Source organism: Photobacterium sp. GJ3 (assembly GCF_018199995.1).
Classification (GTDB): Bacteria; Pseudomonadota; Gammaproteobacteria; order Enterobacterales; family Vibrionaceae; genus Photobacterium.
On record NZ_CP073578.1, the window covers coordinates 2,984,596 to 3,010,641 of the forward strand.

The 26,046-nt window shown below is 53.8% G+C and carries 19 protein-coding genes and 2 pseudogenes; all 21 read right to left on the reverse strand.

What is annotated here, in order from left to right:
• Positions 1-2: 2 nt before the first annotated feature.
• The 21 genes and pseudogenes from KDD30_RS13825 to KDD30_RS13925 all read right to left on the reverse strand — a co-directional run bounded on the left by KDD30_RS13825 (position 3) and on the right by KDD30_RS13925 (position 26,042).
• Positions 3-832: pseudogene (locus tag KDD30_RS13825) on the reverse strand (carbon-nitrogen hydrolase family protein).
• Between the two features lie 106 nt (positions 833-938).
• On the reverse strand, positions 939-4,850 hold the full coding sequence (locus tag KDD30_RS13830) for a YhdP family protein (protein ID WP_211646361.1): 3,912 nt from the start codon (positions 4,848-4,850) through the stop codon (positions 939-941).
• Positions 4,851-4,866: 16 nt separating this feature from the next.
• Positions 4,867-6,336 (reverse strand): ribonuclease G, encoded by a 1,470-nt coding sequence (gene rng, locus KDD30_RS13835; RefSeq protein ID WP_211646362.1) that lies wholly within the window; start codon positions 6,334-6,336, stop codon positions 4,867-4,869.
• A 16-nt stretch (positions 6,337-6,352) separates the two neighbouring features.
• Positions 6,353-6,919, reverse strand: a complete 567-nt coding sequence (locus KDD30_RS13840) for a nucleoside triphosphate pyrophosphatase (protein WP_211646363.1) — start codon at positions 6,917-6,919, stop codon at positions 6,353-6,355.
• Positions 6,920-6,999: 80 nt separating this feature from the next.
• Positions 7,000-7,488 (reverse strand): rod shape-determining protein MreD, encoded by a 489-nt coding sequence (gene mreD, locus KDD30_RS13845; RefSeq protein WP_211646364.1) that lies wholly within the window; start codon positions 7,486-7,488, stop codon positions 7,000-7,002.
• Positions 7,481-8,344 carry a rod shape-determining protein MreC gene (gene mreC, locus KDD30_RS13850; RefSeq protein ID WP_211646365.1) on the reverse strand — a complete coding sequence of 288 codons (864 nt, stop codon included), beginning with the start codon at positions 8,342-8,344 and terminating at the stop codon, positions 7,481-7,483. Before mreC ends, mreD begins: the two co-directional genes overlap by 8 nt.
• 40 nt (positions 8,345-8,384) lie before the next feature.
• Positions 8,385-9,427: pseudogene (locus KDD30_RS13855) on the reverse strand (rod shape-determining protein).
• A 227-nt stretch (positions 9,428-9,654) separates the two neighbouring features.
• Positions 9,655-12,120: a DUF6701 domain-containing protein gene (locus KDD30_RS13860; RefSeq protein ID WP_211646366.1), complete on the reverse strand. Its 2,466-nt coding sequence runs from the start codon at positions 12,118-12,120 to the stop codon at positions 9,655-9,657.
• A 92-nt stretch (positions 12,121-12,212) separates the two neighbouring features.
• Positions 12,213-13,601 carry a hypothetical protein gene (locus tag KDD30_RS13865; protein ID WP_211646367.1) on the reverse strand — a complete coding sequence of 463 codons (1,389 nt, stop codon included), beginning with the start codon at positions 13,599-13,601 and terminating at the stop codon, positions 12,213-12,215.
• A 219-nt stretch (positions 13,602-13,820) separates the two neighbouring features.
• The gene (locus tag KDD30_RS13870; RefSeq protein WP_211646368.1) at positions 13,821-17,009 is read right to left on the reverse strand and encodes a DUF6701 domain-containing protein; all 3,189 of its coding nucleotides are present in this window, start codon (positions 17,007-17,009) and stop codon (positions 13,821-13,823) included.
• Between the two features lie 193 nt (positions 17,010-17,202).
• On the reverse strand, positions 17,203-17,400 hold the full coding sequence (locus KDD30_RS13875; protein ID WP_211646369.1) for a hypothetical protein: 198 nt from the start codon (positions 17,398-17,400) through the stop codon (positions 17,203-17,205).
• Positions 17,393-17,830, reverse strand: a complete 438-nt coding sequence (locus KDD30_RS13880; RefSeq protein ID WP_211646370.1) for a hypothetical protein — start codon at positions 17,828-17,830, stop codon at positions 17,393-17,395. The genes KDD30_RS13875 and KDD30_RS13880 overlap by 8 nt, the downstream gene beginning before the upstream one ends.
• A complete protein-coding gene (locus KDD30_RS13885; RefSeq protein WP_211646371.1) occupies positions 17,820-18,557 on the reverse strand; it encodes a PilW family protein in 738 nt (245 codons plus the stop codon). The genes KDD30_RS13880 and KDD30_RS13885 overlap by 11 nt, the downstream gene beginning before the upstream one ends.
• A complete protein-coding gene (locus KDD30_RS13890; protein ID WP_211646372.1) occupies positions 18,557-19,168 on the reverse strand; it encodes a prepilin-type N-terminal cleavage/methylation domain-containing protein in 612 nt (203 codons plus the stop codon). The genes KDD30_RS13885 and KDD30_RS13890 overlap by 1 nt, the downstream gene beginning before the upstream one ends.
• Positions 19,155-19,664, reverse strand: coding sequence for a prepilin-type N-terminal cleavage/methylation domain-containing protein (locus KDD30_RS13895; RefSeq protein WP_211646373.1), 510 nt, complete (start codon positions 19,662-19,664; stop codon positions 19,155-19,157). Before KDD30_RS13895 ends, KDD30_RS13890 begins: the two co-directional genes overlap by 14 nt.
• Positions 19,665-19,736: 72 nt before the next feature.
• A complete protein-coding gene (locus tag KDD30_RS13900) occupies positions 19,737-20,219 on the reverse strand; it encodes a prepilin-type N-terminal cleavage/methylation domain-containing protein (RefSeq protein ID WP_211646374.1) in 483 nt (160 codons plus the stop codon).
• 9 nt (positions 20,220-20,228) lie between these two features.
• Positions 20,229-20,831: a Tfp pilus assembly protein FimT/FimU gene (locus KDD30_RS13905; RefSeq protein WP_211646375.1), complete on the reverse strand. Its 603-nt coding sequence runs from the start codon at positions 20,829-20,831 to the stop codon at positions 20,229-20,231.
• 202 nt (positions 20,832-21,033) lie between these two features.
• The gene (locus KDD30_RS13910; RefSeq protein ID WP_211646376.1) at positions 21,034-22,254 is read right to left on the reverse strand and encodes a type II secretion system F family protein; all 1,221 of its coding nucleotides are present in this window, start codon (positions 22,252-22,254) and stop codon (positions 21,034-21,036) included.
• Positions 22,254-23,999 carry a GspE/PulE family protein gene (locus tag KDD30_RS13915; RefSeq protein WP_211646377.1) on the reverse strand — a complete coding sequence of 582 codons (1,746 nt, stop codon included), beginning with the start codon at positions 23,997-23,999 and terminating at the stop codon, positions 22,254-22,256. The genes KDD30_RS13910 and KDD30_RS13915 overlap by 1 nt, the downstream gene beginning before the upstream one ends.
• Before the next feature lie 4 nt (positions 24,000-24,003).
• Complete coding sequence (locus KDD30_RS13920; RefSeq protein ID WP_211646378.1) at positions 24,004-25,197, reverse strand: lipopolysaccharide assembly protein LapB; 1,194 nt, start codon at positions 25,195-25,197, stop codon at positions 24,004-24,006.
• A gap of 2 nt (positions 25,198-25,199) precedes the next feature.
• On the reverse strand, positions 25,200-26,042 hold the full coding sequence (locus KDD30_RS13925) for an ExeA family protein (RefSeq protein WP_211646379.1): 843 nt from the start codon (positions 26,040-26,042) through the stop codon (positions 25,200-25,202).
• Between the last annotated feature and the right edge of the window lie 4 nt (positions 26,043-26,046).

Below are 26,046 nucleotides of genomic sequence, written 5' to 3' on the forward strand. Positions count from 1 at the left end.
CTTTACTCTTCTGTATTGCACTGCTGCACCTGAAATCGGGCATGTTGCAGCAATGGCATATTGGTTCGGATCTGTTCGCTCAGGCCCAGATCCACATCCGCAGTGAGAACACCCGTTCCCTGCTCCTGACAGGCCACCACCTGCCCCAGGGATCCACGATCATGGAGTGACCCCAGGTTTCCCGGCCCTGATCATGCTCACCCCATTGCGCGGCAGCGACGATCCAGCACTGCGTTTCGATAGCTCTGGCGCGCAGAAGAATGTCCCAGTGCGCTTTCCCCGTGACTCGGGTAAATGCCGCAGGCACAACAATGATATCTGCCCCCTGCGCCCGCAGCGCGCTATACAGCTGCGGAAAGCGGACATCATAACAGATTGACAGCCCGATGTTGCCGTAGGGTGTGTTGATCACCCGCACGTCATTGCCGGGACGAAAGGTGTCCGACTCGCGATAGCTGTGATGACGATCGGCGACTTCCACATCAAACATGTGGAGTTTGTCGTAGTGCGCCTGTAATTCACCCTGATCATCAAACAGCAACGCCGTTGTCGACATCGCCCCATCCGCCCGGCGAATCGGCATTGAGCCAATCAGCAGCCAGATACCCAGCTGCCTGGCTATCTGTGCCAGCTCAGACTGGATGGGGCCCTGCCCCAGTGTTTCCGCGTGCAACTCATAATCTTTTCGGGTTCCAAAAACCAGACAGTTTTCCGGCGTCACAACCAGCTTCGCCCCCTGCAATTGCAATCCTTTCAGCTTTTTTTTCAGCTGACGCAGATTGGTTTCAGGATCCGGCCCGGAATTCATCTGTACTACACCCACTTTGGCCATCACGCACTCCCTTATGAATTGACTTTCTTATCATTATTACCTGAATTGGCCGCCGGGCCAAGACGGGGCTTTTCCTTACCTAGCGACAACCGGGGTCACGACTGACTTACTGGTCTGCCTGCTGCTTCAGGGCTTCAGGCACTTTAAACTCGCCGGTGAAACGGGATTGCTCGGTCACTGTCGGAGCGTCAATCGGGCCGCTCACCACATAGTTAATCTGCGTAAATACATCCACCACAGGCGACAAAGCTGTCGAGATTGCGAAGACGACAATCGCAGTCTGAGGCGCAACGGCAAAGGCCGTCAGGACCGGAATTCCCGAGGTCAGATCCGGGACAAATTTCACTCTGGCATTCACGGTTTCATTTACCAGATTAGCACTTCCCTGAATATACATATCCCCGGCCAGTGCTTTCATTTCAACATCATCGGTTTCAAACCGGCCATTTTCAATACGACCGGAGCCCCGGATATAATCAAAGGCCAGGCCGTCGTCAAAAACACCCGTGAAATCAAGCTGCATCTTCCGGATGATGGAATCCAGACTGAAGAGCCCCAGAATACGTCCGGCGCCCCCCACATCGCGGATCACGCCTTTACCGGTTTCTGTTTTCATCTCACCGGTCAGAGTTTCCCGGTGCATCGACCAGGGCGCGCCCTGCCACTGGATCGAGGCATAGCTCTTAAAGCGGGCATCCTGAATCCCGCCGGAGACGCCCAGGCGTCCCATCAGCTCTGAACTGTCTTCACCGGCAATATCAAACGCGACCTGCGTTTCATTCTGATAATCATTCATCGTCCAGTGCCCATCCAGGCTCAGCGAGGTTGTGCCTGAATTCAGCTCCAGCTCTTCAAGAACCAGCGTCTGTGCTTCCCGTCGCAAGCGACCGCTCAACGAACCCAGCCGGTAGCCCTGCAACCAGAGATCTTTCACCTGCACATCCATTTGTGGCATGTAGGTCATCATATTACGGTCGAAATCAGTGACTGGTGGGATACTCATCTGTGGCACATATTTTTTGTGTGCCGCGATCGGTTCCAGCGGTTTTTCTCCTTCCGGCAGATTCAGGTGAAGCTGCTCCAGATTCACTTTCAGCGGCTGATAATCCGGCCAGGTCAGTTCGCCACTGGCTTCCCGGCTACCCAGTACGGCATGCCATTGCGTGGGTTGCTTGCGAACGGCAAGCTCCAGATCGTGCCAGTTGAGTCCGGCCAGCTTCAGTTGCTGAACGCGGGCATTCACCCGGGTTGGTAACGGCCATTGGATCAGGGGATCTGATTGATCTGACGCTTGCTGGAACATCTGCTGGACCAGTCTGTCCCAGGCATCAATATCCAGCATTGGCGCCTGAATCCGGACGCCATGCCCTTTGGCCGGTAATCGGCGTCGCTCCGCCCGGCCCACACTGAGTTCACTGCGTGCAATGCGTAACTTGGGTTCAAGCTGAAGTTCTGCCTGATACTGGGCATCCGGCACCGTCAGACTTGCCTCAAGCCGCGTTGTGTTCCCCGCTGCCGTCAGCACCGCATGGGTGCCACTGCCGGGAAGCACCGCCAGAGGATACGGCAATTGACTGCGGATCCTGGCCAGCGGCGCCTGAATCAGCACCTGATAATTCAGGCCGGTGTCATGCAACACCACGCCAACCTTGCCGTGCCACGCACTGCTGCCGGTCACCTGAGCGAGCAAAGGATCCCTGAGGCGCTGCTGCAATGACGGAATTTGCCAGACACCGTTCAGATCAACGTCCACCTCATAACCCGAGTCTGCATTCGCGCCATCAAAACTGACGTTCAGCGGCTGGCCCAGCCAGTAAGCCGACACGCCTGACGCCGTAATCTGATCATCCTGAAATTCAATCCGGCCTTTGACTTGTGAGAGCGGCAGGGACAAGCTTTCTATCGTGACCTGATTATTCTCCAGCACCGCCTCACCACTGACATGCGCCGGCTCACCACTGAAGGGGATATCCAGCGCAATCCGGGCACTGACAGGCCCCTGCACATTCACCGCCGTCAGGGCTGCCCCTACAGAATCAACCAGGGGTGTTGCCATCATGTAGTCGCGCACCTGCGCCCCTTCGGCGCCGACATCAAAATTCAGTTTCAGGTGTCCGTCCGAATGCAGCCTGGCTTCTCCCCGCACCTTTTCCGCAATCACAGCTTTGGTTTTGGCATGGCTGGCATTGAGCAGCATCCGATCGTTTTTGAAGACCAGATCCAGATCCAGTTCAGTCAGTTCCGGCCATGCCGTATCAAAACTGAAGCGTCCCTGACGGATCGGTACCCGGACCTCAAAATTCCCCGCATGTTGCGCATAAGGAAAATCCGGTAAATCCCCGTACCACAGTAATTGCGCATGGTCGGATTCCCCACCGCGAATCGCAGCGGAAAGGTAATCTGTCAGTTCCTGCCCCAGTGCTGGCCGGGGCAGATACCGCCACGCTGCGCCAGCATCTTTCACGGCAGCTTCCCCGTAAAACGATAACCAGGACGGTTGATCCGCCGGAAAATCCAGCCTGAACTGGCCGCTGGCACTCACATGCGGCGTCCGCACATCCAGCGTATCACTCCAGATCCGCCAGCCCTGCGCGCTGGTCTGCCAGTAAGCATGAACTTCAGCCTGTTCAATCGGCATCGGGGCCTGAAAAACTTTGTCATAATCCAGCGTCTGCGGCGTCACATCCAGCGTGATTTGTCCCTGACGGGCATCACCGGCAACCGTCGCATCCAGCGCTTCAAAGGCCGGTAAATACAACCACTGCTGATTCGCAAAATGGGCAAGACGAAAGGAAAAACGGGGAACGCCCAGCCCCTGACCGGCCAGACGCAAATCATTGACCAATCCGGATGGCTGCAGGGTTTGGAGCGCTTCTCTGGCCGCATTATTTTCGGGTAACAGGGTGCTGAGTGGCAGCAACCGGGCCAGATCCATACGTCCGACAGTCAGATTCCAGCGCCCCTGATTCAACTGTTCCGGCACAGGCAATTCAGATGCCAGAGCCTGTCCCCCGGCATCCACAGCCAGCCACTGCGCCGACAAATCCAGCCGTGGCCAGGCCTGCTCATCAGAGGCCAGCACCAGCTGATGGGTATCCAGCCGCCAGCCCGGCGCACCGTTTTGCACCACAGGCGTGAGCGAGAGCATGCCCCGCAGCAGCGCCAGTTCATGCGGCACACTCTGTTCCTGCCAGCGGACAAAAGAATCCTGGAATCTGAGCTGGCCGCTGTCGAGCCGGCCATTGTCCAGCGTGAACCAGGCTTCGGTGTTAATCTGACTTTCTGTGATTTTTTCGCCGCCCAGCATGGCCTGATTCAGCCAGGGGGTAAACGAGAGGTTACGGGCACGGGCATAAACCGTTCCCGACAACTTGGGCAGACCATCTTTGGCCGAAAGGTTGGCGATCACGCTCAATTCATTGAGCTCCGTGCCGGGAATACTGACAATCCCTTCCGCCAAGTGCTGATCACCGCGACGATCCCATTTCAATTCCTTGACCGCAATCGGCTGCCGGTGCCCTGCCGGAGAGGTCACGATCAGCGTGGCATCACGCAGAGAAAAGGTACCCAACTGAACAAGCAGCGCCTGTTCCAGACGGGCCAGACCCACATGGCGATCGGTATTCGGTTCCTGACTGCCTTGCGGCAGCTGCGTCAGATCCAGAGAAAGTCCATACAGCTGTACATCCCGGAAAACCGGTTTGAGATTCTGAAGAGAACGCCACAGATCAACTTCAAAATCGACCTCACGAACCTGAATCATGTCATGGCTGTTCTGTCCCAGACTGACACCGTGCAGCGCCATCACCGGACCCAGATTGTGCCAGCGCCCTTCCACCAGTTCGACGCTAATCTGCAGGTTCGCTTCCGCCGACAACCACCGGGTAATCGGGTCACGATAGTCATTGAGCTGCGGTAACAATATACGTAAAGACGTGATCAGCACTGCGCCGATGACCAGCAAAGTCAGCAACGTCCATTTCAGGGCGCGGGACAGATTTATCAGCACAGGAAACACACACTCGCCTCGGGGTTTACATCATCACGACGTCAAACTGTTCTTGGTTATACAAAGGTTCAATTTTCACTTCGACCTGCTTGCCGATGAAAACTTCCAGCTCTGCCATGGCATGATATTCTTCGCCAGCGAGCGTTTCCGCCACCGCCGGAGACACATACACGGCAAAACGGTCCGCATCATATGCCCGGTTCACACGGGTAATTTCACGCAGAATTTCATAACAGACACTGTCGACGGTTTTCACCGTTCCGCGCCCTTCACAGGTTGGACAAGTGCCGCACAGCACATGTTCAATACTTTCGCGGGTGCGTTTACGGGTCATTTCCACCAGCCCGAGCTGCGTAAAGCCGTTGATATTGGTCTTCACGCGATCATAGGATAAGGCCTGCTCCAGTGCCGTCAGCACGCGGCGGCGGTGTTCTTCAGAAGCCATATCGATGAAATCAATAATGATGATGCCCCCCAGATTGCGCAGACGCAGCTGCCGGGCAATGGCTTTAGTTGCTTCGATATTGGTGTTGAAGATCGTTTCTTCGAGATTACGGCGACCAACAAAGGCACCGGTATTAATATCGATCGTGGTCATGGCTTCCGTCTGATCAATAATCAGATACCCCCCCGATTTCAGTTCGACTTTGCGATCCAAGGCACGCTGAATTTCATTTTCGGTATCGTACAAGTCGAAGATGGGCTGCTCACCACTGTAATGCACCAGTTTGCGGCTCAGTTCGGGGACAAATTCATCGGTGAATTCAACCAGGCTGTCAAACGCCAGACGGGAATCCACATAGATGGAATCCAGCTCCGTGCCGACAAAATCCCGCAGAATACGTTGCGCCAGTCCCAGCTCACCATAAAGCATGGATTTACTTTTGTATTTTTTCCGACGTTCCAGTACTTTTCGCCACAGATGCTTGAGAAATGCTGCATCCTGAGACATTTCTTCCTCAGAGGCACCCTCGGCTGCGGTACGGATAATAAAACCGCCCAGCTCATCGCAATGCGGCAATACCAGCTTTTTCAGCCGTTCCCGCTCAGTTTCACTTTCAATCCGTTGCGAAACCCCCACATGACTGGCACCCGGCATAAAGACCAGATACCGTGACGGCAGGGTGACATCTGTGGTCAGTCGGGCCCCTTTGGTGCCCAGCGGATCTTTCACCACCTGAACCACCAGATCCTGCCCCTGACGGACCAGTTCCGAAATATCCCGGACCTGAAACTGCTGTTTTTCATTTTCTGCCACACATTCAGTATGCGGCACGATATCAGAGGCATGCAGAAACGCTGCTTTATCCAGACCAATATCGACAAAAGCAGCCTGCATCCCAGGCAGGACACGGCTGACTTTTCCTTTGTAGATATTCCCCACAATGCCACGCTTGGATTCGCGCTCAATATGGATTTCCTGGAGGTTGCCCCCCTCGATCATCGCGACGCGGGTTTCACTGGGTGTCACATTGATTAGCAGTTCGGTACTCATGGATGCCTCTGTCGTTTTAATGGGTCATAAACTCTCGGATCAGCGCATCAGTTTCCAGCAGTGGTAGACCCACAACTGCATGGTAACTGCCTTCAATACGGGCAATAAATTTCCCGCCAATCCCCTGAATGGCATAACTGCCGGCTTTGTCCTGAGGCTCACCACTTTGCCAGTAGTCCTGAATATCCTGTTCAGTCAGCGCGCGGAACCACACATCCGTGACGACCAGTGTGGTCGCCTGACGAGCTTGTGTTGCCACTGTCACCGCAGTCATTACCTGATGGCTTCGTCCGGATAATAGCATGAGCATCTCACGGCTGTGCGCAAAATCCCTCGGCTTTTCAAGAATCTGGCCATCTATAACAACGATAGTATCTGAACCAACCACTGGCGTTGTCCCGTTCGTAACACAGACACCGGCCATGGCTTTATCGCGGGATAAGCGCTGCACATAGTCAGCCGGGGTTTCATCCGGTTGATGCTGCTCTGCAACATCCAGGGTCAGGATTTCGAAGGCGTAGCCGAGCTGGGTCAGCAATTCTTTCCGGCGCGGTGAGCCGGAAGCCAGGAACACTTGTGTCATCTTGTTCAACCTTGAAGCGCTGCATTGTGTTGGAACACACCTTTCACAGCACCCGAATAAAAAAGGGGGCCACAGCCCCCCTAACGAATTGAGAACTTACGGCGAATACGGCGTAAGAACAGAAACAGCCACGGCCAGAGAACGAAGTTCAGCAACACCGCCCAAAGCCGGTTCGGATCGAACTCAATTTCGACCACCAGAAACTCAGCCCAGAATTCCACCAGCTTACCAGCGAGCGACAACAGAGCAACAATCATCGCCTGTTGCCACAACGAGAGGTTTCGCATGACCTGAAAGTTCAAGGCCACAATGTAGCACAGGACTGACATCATCAGGCCCCGGATGCCCAGCGTTGAACCCAGCAACAGATCCCAGATGAGTCCCAGGATCAGTGCAGTGCCGACATTCACCCGGTGCGGCAATGCCAGCACCCAGTAAAAGGCGACCAGCATGACCCAGGACGGCCGGAACATTTCAAACTGTCCCGGCCATGGCGCTGCTTGCAGGATCAGCGCCACGACAAATGACAGCCAAATCAGCAGAATGCCATTGGCCCGCGTATCAACCATCGACCGATTCTCCTTTATTGACGACCAGCCTTTCTCTGTCGGTCGGCCAGACCAGCAGCAGATAGCGTAAGCGGTCAAACTGCACTGTCGGCATGGCTTTGATTTGTGCAAAAGGTCGCTTGTTATCGAACGAGAACTCTGTCACCCGTGCAACCGGATAACCTTCCGGATAACGGCCACCCAAACCGGAAGTCACCAGCAAGTCACCCACTTTGATATCGGTGCTGCTCGGAACATGTTCCAGTTGAATGATATCCTGTTCACCACTGCCGGACGCAATGACCCGGATATCATTCCGCACCACCTGAACCGGCAAGGCATGGGTCGGGTCAATCAGCAGCAAAACACGACTGTTATGAGCGCCGACGTAAGAAACCTGACCGACGATCCCTTTGTCGTTGATCACCGGCTGGCCTTCATACACGCCGTCAACATGACCTTTATCAATCATCACCTGATGACTGTAAGGATCGGAGTCGACTGCCATGACTTCTGCCACCATTTTGCGTTCATCACGCACAAAAGGTGAGCCCAGCAGCTCTCGCAGTCGCTGGTTTTCCTGTTGCAGTTGTTCAAGCAACAGCACATCGCTCTGCTTTACCAGTAAATCACGCTTAAGCGCTTTGTTTTCCGCCAATAACCGCTGATGAGAACTGAACTGGCTGGAAAGACCATCCAGAATTTCACGGGGAAGGTTCGCCGCATATTGCAACGGGGCAACAGCAGAGTTCAGGACGTAACGGACCTGTGCGAAAGCGTCAAGACGGCTGTCGGCCAGCATTAAGCCGACCGACAGTAACATGGCAAGAAACAGGCGCAGTTGCAGAGAGGGGCCTCTGCCAAAGATAGGTTTCATGTAACACTATGACCTGTTTGAATTTCTGCCGGGGTAGACATTAGTCTTCGCTGAATAGGTCGCCACCGTGCATGTCGATCATTTCCAGCGCTTTACCGCCCCGCGCGCTACACAGGTGAGCGGATCTTCAGCAACCACAACAGGAATTCCGGTTTCTTCCGTCAGCAGACGGTCCAGATCACGCAGCAGTGCACCACCGCCGGTCAGAACCATCCCGCGCTCGGAGATATCCGACGCCAGTTCTGGCGGACACTGCTCCAGTGCAACCATCACCGCAGAAACGATGCCGGTCAGAGGCTCCTGCAGGGCTTCCAGAATTTCATTTGAATTCAGGGTGAAGCTGCGTGGCACACCTTCAGCCAGATTACGACCGCGCACTTCAATTTCACGGACTTCATCACCCGGATAGGCAGAGCCGATTTCATGTTTGATGCGTTCTGCTGTGGCTTCACCAATCAGGCTACCGTAATTCCGGCGAACATAATTGATAATCGCTTCATCAAAGCGGTCACCACCAATGCGGACAGAAGAAGAATACACAACGCCATTCAGGGAGATCACCGCAACTTCCGTAGTACCACCACCGATATCGATCACCATGGAACCCGTCGCTTCAGAGACAGGCAGACCCGCACCGATTGCAGCCGCCATTGGCTCGTCAATCAGGTAAACTTCACGGGCACCGGCACCCTGAGCCGATTCACGGATCGCACGACGCTCAACCTGGGTGGAACCGCAAGGCACCGCAACCAGAACACGCGGACTCGGACGCAGCACGCTATTGTCGTGAACTTGCTTGATAAAGTGCTGAAGCATCTTTTCGGTGACGTAAAAGTCGGCGATCACGCCGTCTTTCATTGGGCGAATCGCAGCAATATTGCCTGGCGTACGCCCTAACATTTGTTTTGCTTCGTGGCCAACGGCCGCGACACTTTTGGTTGCGCCAGCACGATCCTGGCGAATGGCGACCACAGATGGTTCATCAAGTACGATTCCCTGCCCTTTGACGTAAATCAGGGTATTGGCAGTACCCAGGTCAATGGACAGGTCATTGGAAAACATGCCACGAAGTTTTTTAAACATAGTTTTCGGCTAATCCTGCAAGCTCAAAATTCGTAAAAATTGCGCCTAAATGTATCAAGGGGTCGGTAGCGAGACAAGATAAGCTTTGTCAAACCTGCCACAGATCCTCATTTTTGGGAGTTGAGAACCTTCAATGCCTGCTTTTGCAGCAAATGACTGGATGCCGCGGCGATGTAAGTCCACACTCTCCTTGATCGAATCTGCTGGCCTTTCGGGGCCAACAGACCTTATTCACTCAGGGCCTGATTGATATTTCTTTCCCCACGGTAAATGATGCGATCATTTCCGCGATACAATCCAAAGGTCACCACGGCGGACGGGTTTTCATCGCCCTGGCCGCGCCAATCGTACAGTAGCCAAGGCTGCGAAACAGCCCCGACCTGGGTCCCGGCAGATGAATCTTTGATTGCATTTTCGCCCGCAATGGCAGCCGGTGTCTCTGCGACCAGCTTCTGCCAGAAGCGGACCTGCTCCCGGACAGCAGCTCCGGTCGCATATAAATCACCGGGTTGTGAGTCCCCACTTACAACCATTTTCACGCCGTCGGAGGCCGTGAATGCGGTACTCTCGGCATGGGTGATCCCTTGCCGGAAATAATGCTGCCCCTCAAAGCGGGAATCACTGTCATCCCCATTCACCACAAACTGACCATCCTGCCAGTATTCCAGAATCACAGGAATATTGATCAGCGCACCTTCCCGGCCCACACTATCTTCCAGTCGCATCCGGCCATAGCGGGCATGAATATTCCCACTCAATGGCGCGGCCAGCTCCGGTGTCGCACCATTCTGATGCCGGATCGCCATCGTTTTTGAGTTGAAATCACTGCACCCGCGAGTTGCACAGTCGGCCCGACCATCGACCGTCAATCCTAATTGCACCCGATACGGCCCATCGGGTGAAGTCGCTTTGGGGATCGCCTGACGAAGCAGACGCAAAAAGCGAAGGCTGTTCTGACCGATCTGCTGCGTTGCCTGCCGCCAGGGTTGCTCATGCACCTGCTCTGACAAGCGATTCGTCAGTGCATTCGCTGCACCCCCGCTGGCGGCAGCGTCAATCGCCTGAAGGACCAGAGATTCCTGAAAACGCCTGTCGAACAACCCATAATTGCGTGTCGGTGCATTCCGGGTATTTTGTGCTTCGACTGTCGCACGCCAGAGAAATGGCTGGTCCATATAAGTAAAATCGTCATAAGCATCCACAACGGTACTGGCAGTGATGGCAAAATGATGCGGATAAAAGCGCCCGATTTCACCAACCCCCTGTACTATCGCCATGCCCAGATAATCCGCATCGGCCTGCAACCACAGGCTACCAACTTCACTCCAGCTTAAGTTGTTGATTTGAAGTCCCTGTCGTGCCTGAATCGCGGCCTGAAATTCAGAATTCAGGCTGCCGTTCAATGCGCCACCGACGCCCCCATCACCGACTGGCGAGGCAGGTTCTGCTGGAATCGACAATCGAATGGGTGCGGGCAAGCCTGTGACCGAATAGTAATTCGGCGTGGTCGGCACAGTACACCAACGTGGGTCCGCATGCCTGGTTGCTTCGATATCGGGGCGACCATCTTTTGATGAATCCTGCAGAGGAGCCGCCAATTCGTCGGTCCAGATCACAGGCTTGAAGGTCACAGAGAAAGATTCCCCTGCAGCGACAAAGCCAGGTCCGGTGGATGCCGTCCCGGTGTGATCCGTACTGCTTGCCGAGTGAATATCACACATGGCAAAAGTGTAAGGGCGGGATGAGATGACAGCAGTCCCCACCAGCCCGGGCCAGTCCTCCCGAAAATTCACACAGTTTGTATCATTGGCATCACAAAATTCCGGACGCCAATTCCTATCGGAAATACCGAATGACACCTCACCTGCATCGGGGTACCGGACCGAAACACGGGCACTGCCGTTTGTAAACCGAATCGGGAGTATCGATTGGACAGAGGCATTGAAAGGTGTTTGATTCACAAACACCGGCTGCGTGCCTGTATCCGGGCGAACATAGTCCAGCGCAGAGAACCGTATCAGCATCTCTTCTCCTGTCTCACCGCCGTAGTCTTCAATGACATCGCACTGCGCACCCTGAGAAGCGACCGCCTCAATCACCACCTCTTCCTCCCGGCCCGCAATCATCTGAATGGCCCGGTCACGATGAATTCTGAAACCAAAGGGGGCAAAACGATATGGGCCACTCTCGGTAACCAACAGCTGATTTGAAGGGGCACGAACCGATGCTGCAACCTGAACATCCCCAACCAGAAGGCTTTGCAAATATAAAGTCATATTGCCTCCTGAAATCGGGACAAAATCCAGATTGGATTGACAGGGTCCATTGGAGGTGGCCGAAAAACACACATCGTCATTCAAACCGGATGGGGAGGATAGAATGGAAATATTGCCAACGAACCCTGTATCCCTCACACCGTTTTTGAGCACCGTAAACTGAACCGGAATCGATTCGCAGGTGAGTCCGTATCCAATTCCTGGAGAGATCGTCAGTTCATACTCATCCTGACCTGAACAACTCCTCGTATCCCCGACGATGACGGCCCGATCACGCATGATCAGATCTTTCACAACGACAGCCCCCCGAATCGCGGCTGAGCCTGACATCAACAATCGGTTTTCACTGAAGATAAATGCACGCAATTCTGAACTGCCGGATAACTGAATATCGGCTTGCGATGTATGCGCAATCATCACTAAATCGTCAGCGGGGCCTGTATGATTCAATCGCCCTGTTCTGGTGACATTCAAGGTCTTCACGTTCAACGTCGTCTTCCCCTGAATACTCAGTTGGCCATGGACCGTGATGTCCCCAATCGTGTAATTCCCCCCGAAAATGAAACATGCACATCCTGGTCGATGATCAGCTGCTCATAAACACCCGGCGGAATCGTGACAGAGTCACCGACTAAATCGATTCGGGGACCTCGGGTCGGAAAACTCATAAATTCAGGTTTATCAACCAATCGTGACGGATCCGCAACACAGGCTGACGACAGGCCATTTTCGGCCACAGCGCAGCTGTTCGAATTTTCATTTGTAACGTTCGCAAACCCAATCTGATAAGTCACCGGAACACCAATGACCTGTGCGTTATCAAGAAATTGTGCGGTGCCAGTCGGATCCCAGGTCTGAACAGGGCCATTAAAAAAACGGCATTGTTCAATCTCAAAGGGCCTTTCAAAAATAATGAATCCAACCCGTTCCGGCAGATGCCCGCGTTCGGCATCGAAATCCATATCTTCATCGACCATAAAACTCGCCCGACCCGGTTCGATACGACATCGTCTGACCCACCCGCCATTATTCCCGACTCTTGAATTTTTATTGGCCAGCAGGATAGGAATCGAATCAAAAGGTCCGTAAGAGGCAAAGGTTTCGCAACCGGCAGAAACGGGAGAGGGTTGATTGATTGTATTGAGCGTTTGCTGACTGCCCAGTTCAAAATTAACTCCATCAATATTTCCTGTCCCAAGAGCGGCAACAAAAGCAATCGTTTCGGGTTGTTGTGGAAACGTTCGCTCAGACAAAGGGCGCCCACCATCAATTTCTGAACGTTCCAACGCAATGGAAAAGCGGTCTCGCTGTACATTCGCCACCGCCGAGGTTAACCAGAAATTTTCACCATTTCGGACCGTCTGAACCTGATGTATAATCCCGGGGATGTCACTGAAATTTTCAGTTAACCCCAATTGCCTGAAAAGAAGCGTTTCCAGTCCTTTTCTTTGATTTCCCCCATTCGGTAAACTCACTTGCGTCAGGAATCGATCGGTGGTGACCGTTCCAGCCACAAGCACACCGGTATTCCCTAAACGTTGTACGCCCTCTTCAATCACCAGGAAGTCAATTAATAACATCGGTATTTCCTGACCCGTCGCCGGTGCACGACTCCGGGGAGCAGTCTGTTGCGAAAAACGCACATAGGTATTTGTGACAGAAATAATCCGAAGAGAAGAAGGCAGATCCTGCTCATTTCTGAAAGAGACCGTGTCCATCAGGAACACGAGCGGCGGTTGAGAATAAGTCTCTGAAAAATTGATTTGGCAAATCACATTGATGCAGCTTGAACGACCGGACTGCTGGAGCACGTCGTAACGTCCAAACTCTAATGCCTGTGCGGTGTAAGATAATCCGATGAGTACAACGGCAACGAATGTGTCAAGAATCCGGCCCATAACTTGAATCCAGTACGTTGAAAAGAAGCGTGAACTTCCTGGTAAATGACGTCACTGGAATCCTGACCGGATCCGGGCTGATTGATTACGAGATGTAACGAATAGGACGACTTACAGAATGCTTTGAGTCAAATTCATCCCCCAAATCAAACATCAGCGCTGGATTCAAAGCGCTGAAGCGTGAATAACCCTGTTCTCCATCCAAAGCAGACGAAACGTTCAGCGTATCTGACCGCCGCATTGAACGGCATCATCGCCTGCTGGCGTGGGTTCATTATGGGACAGCAGACGGATTGAGATTTTCCTCCCCCGGTAAATGATGCGATCATTCCCGCGGTACAGACCAAAGGTCACGACGGCGGACGGATTCTCATCGCCCTGACCGCGCCAATCGTACAGTAACCAGGGCTGCGAAACCGCGCCGGTATGGGTCCCGGCAGATGAATCTTCAATGGCCGATTCGCCGGAAATGGCAACCGGTCTGTCTGCGACCAGTTTCTGCCAGAAGCGCACCTGCTCCCGGACGGCAGTACCGGTCGCATACAAGTCACCCGATTGGGAGTCCCCGCTGACGACCGTCTTTTCTCCATTGGAGGCTGTGAATGCGGTGCTCTGCGGATGCGTGATCCCCTGACGGAAGTACTGCTGACCATCAAAGCGGGAGTCACTGTCCTCCTGATTCACCACAAACTGACCAGCTTCCCAGTATTCCAGCATCACCGGAATATTGATCGATTCACCTTCCCGGCCCGCACTGTCTTCCAATCGCATCCGGCCGTAACGGGCATGAATATCCCCAGTCAGCGGCGCGCCCAGTTCCGGTGTTGCACCGTTCAGAGGCCGGATTGCCATGCTTTTCTCATTGAAATCACTGCACCCGCGAAATGCACAATCGTCCCGGCTGGCCACCGTGAGTCCCAGTTGTACCCGATACGGCCCATCCGGCAATGTCACTTTAGGTGTTTCCTGATGGATCAATCGCAGGAAGCTCAGATTGTTCTGATCGATCTCTTGCGTTGCCTTCGTCCAGCTCTGATAAGATTCCTGTTCTGACAGCCTGCCACTCAAGTCATTAGCCGAAACGCCTGCGGCTTCCGAGTCAATCGCCTGAAGCACTAAGGTTTCCTGATAATCATGGCTGAGCAAGCCATAGTTCATCGTGGGTGCATTTTGCGCATTTTGCGCAACAACCTTTGCACTGAACGAGAATGGCTGATCCATATAAGTAAAGACGCCATAGGCATCCTCGACCGCACTGTCTGTGATCGTGAAGTGATGCGGATAAAACCGTCCGATCTCGCCAACGCCCTGATCAACAGTCATGCCCAGATAATCCGCATCGGCCTGCAGCCACAGGCTGCCGACTTCACTCCAGCGTAAATCATCAATCACAACGCCCTGTTGCGCCTGCGCTGCTGATGCAAAATCCGTGTTTAATTGGCTGCTGCTCAGCAATCCGCTCGCTGCTTCTTCATGCAAAGGCGAGGCAGGTCTGCCGGGGATGGAAATTTGGAGTGGCGCGGGCAGCCCTGTGACCGAATAATAATTTGGCGTCGTCTGCACCGAACACCAATCAGGATGTGCATCCCGCGTTGTTTCAATATCGGAACGGCCATCCTTGGAGAAGTCCTGGACAGACGCCGCCAAATCATCGGTCCAGATCACTGGCTTGAAGGTCACGGAGAAAGCATCCCCCGCAGCGACAAAACCGGGGCCGGCTGATGCTGTGCCTGAGTGATCCGTGCGGCTTGCCGCGTGAATCTCACACAAGGCAAAAGTGTAAGGGCGGGACCAGACTGTTTGTGTGCCTTCCAATTGTGTCCAGCCCTCCAAATCAAGCTCGTCCAGCGATTGTGCTGCCCCCGTCATACTGCAACCGCCAGCCTGAGTGCAGTTCGGATCAATCAATTTGAGTTGTGCTTGCCCGGCATCTGAATAACGAAGCTGCGTGGTTGCCTGTCCTTCAGAAAAGGTCAGCACTGCATTGGATGTCTGCCAGTTGCCAGCTTTGTCCCGCAACTCAATCTGTTCGGTTCCGCTGTCTGGTAAGGTATAGGCCGTGCTCAACCGAATAGTCCGATCGCCACGATAATCTTTGGCAACCTCCGCCGAGTTGCTGGTAGAGCAGCTCATGGCAGACACAGTGGTAGCCTCTGGCTTGCCCGCTATCATTTTCAGGGCTTGATCCTGAATCCTGAGCTGAAAAGGCACGAAACTGTACTGGCCATCTGCCGTTGGATCTCCGTCAGCAACGAGTTGTCCGCCCACCTGAATCGTTTCGATCACTTCACTTTTCAGCCACAGCCGGGTGATGCCATCCTCGACAGCAAACCGCTGACTTTGACTTGCATCGATGCCGGTGCCCTCTTCAGCTTGTGTAAACCATTCAGCCTGGCCGCTCTGGGTCAGGTTGGTGGTGACATCCAGCTCGCCCTGAAAGCTGGTTGCGAGTGAACCCTCATGATTCAACACCTGAAACTCCACCGGCTGGCGTTCGCACAGTAATCCCATCGACTCTGAAGGATCCACAATAAGTTGATAATTCTGATCCGGTGGGTTGAAACACCGGCTGTTCCCGACAATGCGGGCAGTATTACTCATCTGGAGCTGACAGGCAGTTACCGCACCGATTAATTCCGTTTGGTTCGACAGTGCCACCGGACCCTGTGAATAAATTCTGCCGTTGAATGAACCAGAAGAATTGATATCAACAGAAAAGGCCGGATTAACGGCTGGTGGGCCGTCCGGATAAAAACCCGGTCGCGGGCAATCTTTCTCATTGTTATACGCATAAATAGTCAGGTTATCACTGGGGCTGGTTGTATTCACCAATCCGGCGACATTTATCCGCTCCAGAATATGGAGGACAACCTCACCTTCGATCGTCATCGTCCCCCGAACATCAGCACTTTGAATCCAATATTCACCTGCAGAAAAAGTCAGATGCCCGGCAGGTTCAATCGTCAGGCCAAAGTAGGGGTCTCCATATGAGGATGAGAAATACGTCCCGGGTACAGCACTCTCATTCCCAGTGACGACCTTATCCACAATTTCAGTCGTACCTGCTGTACTCCAGACTAACGTTCTTTTTTGTGCCATTCTGCCATTCAGGGCACAAGTCACCCCATCACACAGTGCTTTCACATTATCCGTTGGAGAGTAGGCTTCCGGGTAATCTGTATCAATAATGGCATTACTGAAGCCAACATAATGGTTATCTGTATTCGAAATCTGAGTGCCTGCATCCGAAGTAAACAGGTTATTTCGGTTTCCAGTCCAGGTCTGAACCGGACCGGGGAACAATTCACAAACATCCGGATTGACTGGTGGTTGCCCACTGTGGCATTCGGGAGAAACATTCTCGCCTTGGACGGTGAAACTGGCTGATTTAATGTCATTTAAATCCAAAAACTTCTCTTGTCTCAACACCCATTGAGCAGAATTGCTTTCCCTGAGGTAATAGTAAAGCTGACCACTTTTCTTACCTCCCTGACGATTATTTTTATTCGCTACATACACAAGACGGACAAAATACACCTCCCCGCCTGCATTTCTTCCTCAACGATCGTGGCATCAAGATTTGACTTATTATTTGTCCAAATCATCTTGGACAATTTATTCCCCCCCCTGAAGATTGCACGGCAAAAACAGATTCATTCAATGTGGCTGGATCAATTTTAAACTCAATGTATAAATCCTGATTACTGTTCAACCTACATTCGGCAGCTGCAGCACTACTGACAGTGCAGAAACCTTGTAATGCAACAAGAAAACAAAGCAGTCGCCAAAATTTACTCATTCACCAATTCCTTTGCCCAAAGTTCCTGAATCCGGGTCACGGCGTGCGGGCCGCTGCCGCATCTGGCGGTGCTGATCAGCAGATAAGTGATCGGGGCGCCTGCCTCTGGTGATGCCGTCTCCTGACAGCTCTGTACCGCACTGCACCCCAACCCGCCGGGCAGTGCGAACGATTGTCCGTCCAGCGCAGCACAACTGGCCTGATTGGATGACTCGACCGCAAACAACCGGGACATCATGTAGTCATTCGCCGAATGAGCCGTGAACCAGGCCCGGGTCGACAGTACTTCCCGGGTGGTCATGTCCTGACTCGATCCACTGACCCGCAACATGGCTGCCGCCATGGCCGACATCACCACAATAACGAAAATCGCGACGATCAACGCACTGCCGCGCTGATGCCGGAATGCTCTGACACCGCTACAAGACATTGATCACCTGCACGCTCTGACTGTAATCGGACGATTCCTGGCTGACGGGGTCCGTCAGGGTCATCTCAAAGTGAATCAGTCCGTTATCGTTTAATCCGCCGCCGGCGGCGGCCGCTTCAAAATGGTTCAGCTTATTGGTCAGCGTCACGGCTGGCCCATTCTCCACACGACGCAACAACAGATTTCCCTGCTGGCAAAAAGACACGGAGGACGAATACAAATAAAGTCGCCTGCCGGGCGAACGGTCGGTCAGCCTTGGCAACACGGTCAGCGTCGCAATGGGTTCAGCCTGCGTCGGGGACTTATTTATCTCCATCACGCGGGCAGTGCCGTTCTGGTACTCGGTGGCACTCGTATAACCCACCGCGACGCGCTGTCCGTCAACCCCCTGATTCCACTTTGCCACCGTCTGAGCATCCGGCTGAACCAGCACATTGATCTGGTCACTGACATCCGGCACCTGCCAATACGTGGCTGCGAGAGAAACCGGATAAAACGACAGACAGCCACTGCTGACTTGCACACTATTGGGGGCCGCATGACGCAGTTCCCGGGTCAGACGTTCGACAACAAACCGGGCTTCAGATTGCAGTCTTTCCCGATCGACCGTATCGGTATAGCCCTGCGCGCCCAGTTGAAGAAAAGCGCCAATTCCCAGTGAAATAAACGCCAGCACCACCAACGCCATGATCAGCTCAATCAGCGTGAACCCTTTCTGAACGTGCATCAGTAGTTGCTCCGTAACGCCATGAAGGCATAGTCGCCGTAGCGGGTCGTTTTCACCAGAACCTCAATGCGTTTCTGCGCAGTCACCCCGCTGGCGGCGCCACTCAAATCCTCTTTTTCGTAACCCACCCGCACTTCCAGCCAGATATGGCGGTAATCACTCACTTCCGCGGCGGAAACGATGACCAGATCCTGCAGAGCACCACGCCGGGACAGACTGCTGCTACCGCATTGTGCTGCACTGCCCCAGCATCCGATGAAGTCATCAACATCATCAGCCGCCGCCACATTCAGTTCGGTGCCGTTCGACTCGCCGGTATCACGGCCCAGGGCATCCGGTTCACTGCAGGTGTATCCTGATTCGCCACAACGGATCACACTGTCGTTGAATGGATCTGAGTGCTCATCAAATTTTCGGGCCAGAATTTCATTCAGCGCCCCCTGGCCGATTGCCGCCGCTCTCGCCTGATACTGCGGCACCGCAGACTGCTCCGCCTGAGGAAACAAAAAGCTCACCAGCGTCACCATGGCAATTGCCATGATCACAATGGCAAGAATGCCTTCTATCAAGGTAAAGCCGCGCTGAAAACGGCTGAGGTTACGGACAGGCATACACATAGCCCTCCCGGTTCAGACACAGGCTTGCCGATTGTGAATTGCGGGAAGTAAAAGTGACCTGGCAGTCATCTGTGCGACAGAGATAATCTCTGCGATTGGTGTTGGTCAGTTGATAAGGACGGCCCAGTAAATCAAAGCGGACAGCGCTAAGCGTCGGACTGGTGATCGTCATGCCGTCGTTCGCTGTCGTCAGCGCGCGACCAGAATACGTTGAGTCGGCACAAGCCGCCGGACCGAAGCGCTCCGGTTGTACGGTCAGCACCAGACAGTCATCCAGCACGCCCTGTGCATCTTGATTGTTCATTGCACGAAGCTGAATCTGACGGGCCAGAGAAATGGCCTGATCGCGGGCAAGGTGCGCATCAAAGCTGCTGCGGCCAAACAATCGGGACGCGGCAGTCAAGCCGAGTATGCCCAGTAAGATAATCACCAGAATCAATTCAATCAGCGAAAAACCGCGCTGTTGGCCTGTTTTGGTCTCGCGTGCCATGCTTTCACCCGAAACGCCCTAATTGATATAAAGAAAAGGGGCAGGAGCCTGCCCCTTTGAAAATTTAACAAATTATTCAACGGCGCAGCCTTCACCTTCAACCACAACGGCGGTCGCTGGCGTATTGGCATCAGTTGCTTCTGTGTAAATTACATAACAGCCTTCTGTCGTACGGCCATCAAAAGTGTAAATAATCTGATTAGCATTGAGAGCTGTTGCTGGAACATCACTGGTGTCAGCAGATGTAATTACATCCCAGTCATCATTTTCAAATGCTGCACCAATACCCGTCTGAGTTGCCTGCGGATAACCGAATACTGTTTGGACACCATCAACATTGACTGGTCCGGCATTGGTTTCTTCACCACGAACGGCTGCTTTACCATATGAAATCCCCGCTGCACCAACTATGGCGCCGCGAAGACCTTGCAGTGCAGAATTACGCGCATCATCCTGCAAGTTTAAAAAACGTGGCGCAGCTGTCACGGCAAGAATACCGAGAATCACAATCACCACCACCAGTTCAATCAGGGTAAAACCACCTTGACGTTTCATAGCTGACTCCTAAATATTTTGAATAAACTTCATATCAACCCGACCCAAAGCCGGCGTATAAGTAAAGACATGGCCGGCGGTTATTGATTTCATACCGGTCCAAAAATCTCTGGCCGAAGCCAGTTGGTAATAACGACAAAGCTGCTGACCGCTGACCACATCAGCTCTGACGAAATATTGATACCGCCCGGATGCCGCTTCGGTTTCATTCACCGTCGCTGGCGGCGGACTTTGTAAAAGATTGTCGATTAAATCCAGACAATCCTGATCAGTTAATTGCTCAAAAGCACGATATCCCTGAAGCGCCAGCGCAAAAGGATAACCGGCGCGGCTTCCCTGTTCAGCCGACGTCAGGCTGAAACGCGTGCCGTCATACTCGACCCAATTCTTTTGCTGCTGGCTGGGTTTACCATCCGCCTCCCATTGCGCCCGAGCTGAAAGAACGGCTGCGGAATAATTCCCGGCCAAGCCCTGTAATGCCGCAATCTTCGCTTCTTCCGCAATCTCGAGATAACGCGGAATCGCAACGAGAGACAGAATACTGACGACCACAATCACCATCACCAGCTCAATCAAGGTGAGGCCTGTTTGCCTGTTCGAACACTCAGTCATAATATGCCAAAAACATGACGAGCTGGTGTCAAAATAATAAATAACATTCTCGCATCATCATTTAAAAATGCCAGTGAAAATAACGGTTAACCGTCATATTTTTAAGAGTACCACCTGATTCCACGCATTATTCTCTGAGGATATATTAACAATACAATCATTAATAAATAATTCAGAGAACACACAAGGCAATATATTGCTCTTACAATCCTCCCCGCGCTAAATCCAGCAGGTTCCACATCGGCAAAAATATACCCAGCGCCAGAATCAGCACCATGCCGGCCACCACCGCGAGTAAAAAGGGTTCAATACGTGCCGTTAAGGTTTTCAGATCATAATCGACTTCCCGATCATAAAAATCTGAGACCTCATGCAATAATTCATCAACCTGTCCCGTTTCTTCCCCGACAGCAATCATCTGCAGCACCAAAGGCGTAAAAATGCCGCTTTGTCTGGCCGTTTGCGTAATACTGCTGCCGCCTTCAATTCCGCTTTTCATGTCAATCAGCCGGTTTTCCAGAAACCGGTTTTCCAATGCTTCCGCAGATAACTGAATCGCCTGATTCAAAGGTACTCCCGCCCGGATCATCAGTGCAAAAGTCCGGGAAAACCGCGACAGTTGCGCCCGATTGACAATATCGCCGACCACAGGAACTTTCAGCCGCCATCGATCCCATTTTTCATGACCTTCCGGGGTCTGCCGCCAGGCTTTCAGCGCCACCCAGACAATCACACTGCCTCCCAGTAATAAGGGCCAGTAATCCATCATAAAATCCGAGGTCCCGATCAGGATCCGGGTCGGGAGCGGCAGCTCCACCCCAAACCGTTGAAACATTGAAGCAAACTGTGGGATCACCTTGGTATTGAGCACAATGGCAGCCAGCACAATCGCGGTCAGCACAAAGGTGGGATAACGCATGGCTGACTTGATCCGCCGCCGCGTTTCCAGTTCCTGCTCGTAATATTGGGCCAGTTGCAGCAGGGCATCTTCCAGCCGACCGGTGTTTTCACCCACATGGATCATGGACACAAAGAGCTCCGAAAACACTCTGGGATGCATTTTCATCGCCTGGGACAATGCCCGGCCATTGGTCAGCTCAACCGTGACAGCATCCAAGGTTGAACGCAGCAACGGGTGGGTCGTACTTTGCTCCAACCCTTTCATCGCCCGCAGTAAAGGCACACCGGCTTTGGTCAGACTGTAGAGCTGCCGACACAAAATGACCAGTGCTTCCAGCGGCACACGCCGTTGCAGCAAACCGCTCAGGCTGAACTGACTCTGCTTCGTGCCCCGGCGAATCTCGATCGGAATGATGCCTTGTCGCATCAGTTGATCCGCAGCCGCTTCTTCAGTGGCTGCTTCCAGCCGGCCTTTTTCAAGCTGGCCCTGAGTGCTGCGTCCCCGATAGTCAAAAACCGGCATCAGTTCTGCTCCAGCACGGACGCCAGCAAGGTGTCATACTCGGCAGCCAGATAATCTCCTTCGCTCAGCATCAGGACTTCTTCCAGACTGGTGCGCCCTTCGGTCGCCAGTGCCATCGCAGATTCAATCAGCGGCTGATAGCCTTCCGTTGCCCGGGCCATCCGGGCAAAACCGACGGTGTCATTTGCACGTAAAGCATCCATCATGGCCGGTGTCATCTCCAGCAGTTCAAACACACCAATCCGGCCTTTATAGCCAGTCAAATTACAACTCTGGCAGCCTCTGCCGTGCTGAAATGAATGGATGGCATGCTCTGGAAAACGGGCTTTGAGCCATTGGACCTGCGCTGCATCCGGCATCACGGATTCTGCACAGTCCTGACAGACCCGTCGTACCAGACGCTGCGCGAGAACCGCACGCACAGCACTGGCCACCAGATAACCCGGCGCATCCATATCGATCATCCGCAGCGCACTGTCGACGGCATCGTTAGTATGGAGCGTTGATAACACCAGGTGCCCGGTCAGTGCAGACCGCAGACCAATTTCGACCGTTTCCTGATCCCGCATCTCCCCCACCAGAATGATATCCGGGTCCTGACGTAAAAAGGTGCGGAGAATGGACGAAAACGTCAGGCCAATTTTGGTATTCACCTGAACCTGGTTCACCCTCGGCAAGCGATATTCCACCGGATCTTCTGCGGTGATCAGTTTCTTGCCTGGCTTATTCAGCTCGCTCAGTGCGCCGTACAATGTCGTCGTCTTCCCCGACCCTGTTGGGCCGGTGACCAGAATCATGCCATGGGGGCGTTTCATCTGGCGGCGGAAACGGGCCAGAATATCGGCAGGCATCCCAATCTCATCCAGACTCAGGATCCCGGCAGACTGATCCAGTAAACGCATCACCACCGATTCACCATGCTGGACCGGCATGGTCGACACCCGAACATCCACGCTGTGCCCGCGCACAGTCATGTTGAAACGGCCATCCTGTGGCAGACGCTTTTCAGAAATATCCAGACCGCTCATCAGCTTCAGGCGCAACACCAGCGCAGCAGCAATGGCCGATTCATTGAGCAGGGTTTCATGCAGCACCCCATCGATCCGCTGTCGGATCCGCAGCACACTGGCATCGGGCTCAATATGAATATCCGATGCGCCCACCTGAATCGCATCTTCAAACAAAGAGTTGATTAGTTTGACGACGGTGACTTCTTCGTTGTCGTAATTCTCAACGTTAAAGCTGAAGTCGCTGTTCGCCTGATGCTCAGCATGCAACTGCTCTGCAAAGCTGGCAATTTCTTTGGTCCGGCGATAATAGCGGTCGAAGGCCGCGACCAACTGACGTTCCGGTGCAATCACCAGCTCGACCCGATACTGGTGCAACTGATTCAGAAGCGCTTCCTGTGCCGCCAGATCCGCCGGATCGCTCATCGCAACCCGAACGGTATCGCCTTTATGGCTGATGACCAGCGCACGTAAACGACGGGCATGCACTTCCGGCAGTATGCCAACCGCATCGCTGTCGACCGCGACCCGGTTCAAATCGATCAACGGAATATCGAGCTGCCGGGACAGGAAAGACAACAATTGCTGCTCGCCGAGAAACCCCAGGCTGATCAGCGTGTCTCCCAGTTTCCGGCCCGTGCTTTGCTGCTGATCCAGCGCCCGATCCAGTTGTTCCTGTTTCACGATCCCTTCTTCAACCAGCAGATCGCCCAAACGTTTCCTTAATCGGAGTTGCATGCGTTCAGCCCTCCTGCGCCTTCAGCGCGTTTAAACGCTGGCGGATAAACTGCTGCGACGGTCCGGACACCTGACCCAGTTTCAGGGCCTGTGTATAGGCTTGGATCGCTTTGCTGATCTCATGATTTCTGTCATGCGCAATGCCGAGCCCCAGCCACCAGCGGCCATCATAGGGTTCAGACTCAATCAGCTTCTGATAGCTGCTCAGTGCCAGCGCCTGCTGATTCAGTTGCTGTGCCAGTGCCCCCCGCAGGGCTAAAAATTCACTGTCGGGCTGGGCAGGCAATTTGCTCAGCACATCCAGCGCCACTTCCGGCTGAGATTCATTCGCCAGTAGTTTTGCCATCGTCAGACGTAAGTCAGGTTGATCCGGCTGTTTCACCAACCCCTGCTGCAAAGTCAGCATGGCGCGCCGGACGTCGCCGCGACCATAATAAATCGCCGACAGACGCTGCCGGGCTTCCGTCCACTGCGGCTGATACTCAAGCACCGACTTCAGCGCATCCATAGCTTTCAGACTGTCGCCTTCCGCCAAGGCTTTCATCGCTTTGTCGTAATCAATCTTCGCCAGTTGCTCCGGCGGCAAGGCCACACTTTCGATCACCAGTTCGGTGTCGTCCGGCTCTGAAACGGTCGAGCGAGATGCATCCGGGCCGTCCTGCACCGCCATCACGGCTTGCGGTGCCGATTGACTCTGAACCGGCTCAGTGGCGACTTGATTTGGCTGTTCTTTGGGTTTCACGACAGGTTTCACGGCCACCTTTGCGACCTGAGGCGGCGCTGGGGTGATCGCCGCACTCAACGTCGCAGGCTGAGACGCTGATGGTGCAGGTATCGCAACCGGCTTCACGGTACGCAACACAGTGACCTGATTCGTCGCGGTTGGTTTGGCGCTCTCCGCGGCTGTCGGTGCAGCTGTTTGCGGCATCGACGACTGCGTGGTTTGAATCGGGGCCTTTTCAGGCGCTTGCGGTTTCTCTGCCGGCGCGATCGGGGTGACCAACGACGTCTGCTGGCTGCGCTGCCCGAACCACCAGCCACTGCCGCCCGCAATCAAAGCGACGATCAGTCCCATAACCACCCACAGCGGCCATTGCGCTTTGGGCAATGGCTTAACCCGGGCAGCTTTCAATTCTGTGGCGTCCGAAGACGCGTTGTTCTGGCTCAAACTATTGAGCATCTGATTGACTTGGCTCATGCTCAACTCCATCCCCATAGCACTGGAAATTGCCAGCGCGGCTGTCGCGCCGCCTGAGTATCCGTAATCGCTGCCCGCACATCCGCTTTCTGAATCACCGCATGTCCGGCACTGCAGGCCACGATCAGGGCCTTGTGACACAGCAGGTTGATCAGCCGCGGAATCCCACCGCTGGCATGCCAGATGTCTTTTTGTCTGGCCAATGGCATCAGACCGTCCGCCCCACCGGCCTGGGTCAGCCGGTGATCGATATAAGACACCGTTTCAGCCAGATCCAAGGGACGCAACACTGCACGAAAAGTAATCCGCTGACGGAACTGTCTGAGCTTCGGGGCGGACAGTCTCACATCCAGCTCGGGCTGCCCCAGCAACACAATGTGCAGTAACTTTTCCTGCTCCGTTTCCAGATTACCCAGCAGCCGCAGTGCTTCCAAAGCGTCATCCGGCAACGCCTGCGCTTCATCCAGCAGCACGACCACAGTCCGTCCGGCACGTTTGTGTTCAATCAGCACCCGGTGCAACGATTCGGTAAGCAGCAGTTGATCGTCCTGGGGATGCAATCCCAGTTCTTTGGCCAGCGCTGCCCGAAGTTCACGGCCACTCATCGCAGGAGTGGGCAGGTAAGCCAGTTCATACTGCGACGGTAACTGCCGGACCAGCATGCGGCACACCAAAGTTTTACCGGTCCCAACTTCACCGGAAATCTGAATAAAACCTTCCCCCATCGACAAAGCTGCAAGTGTCATCTGAATGGCCTCCAGATGCGGCGGTAACGCATAAAACAGCGCCGTATCCGGCGTCAGACGAAATGGCAACTGCGTCAGGGCGAAGTGATCCTGATACATTGGA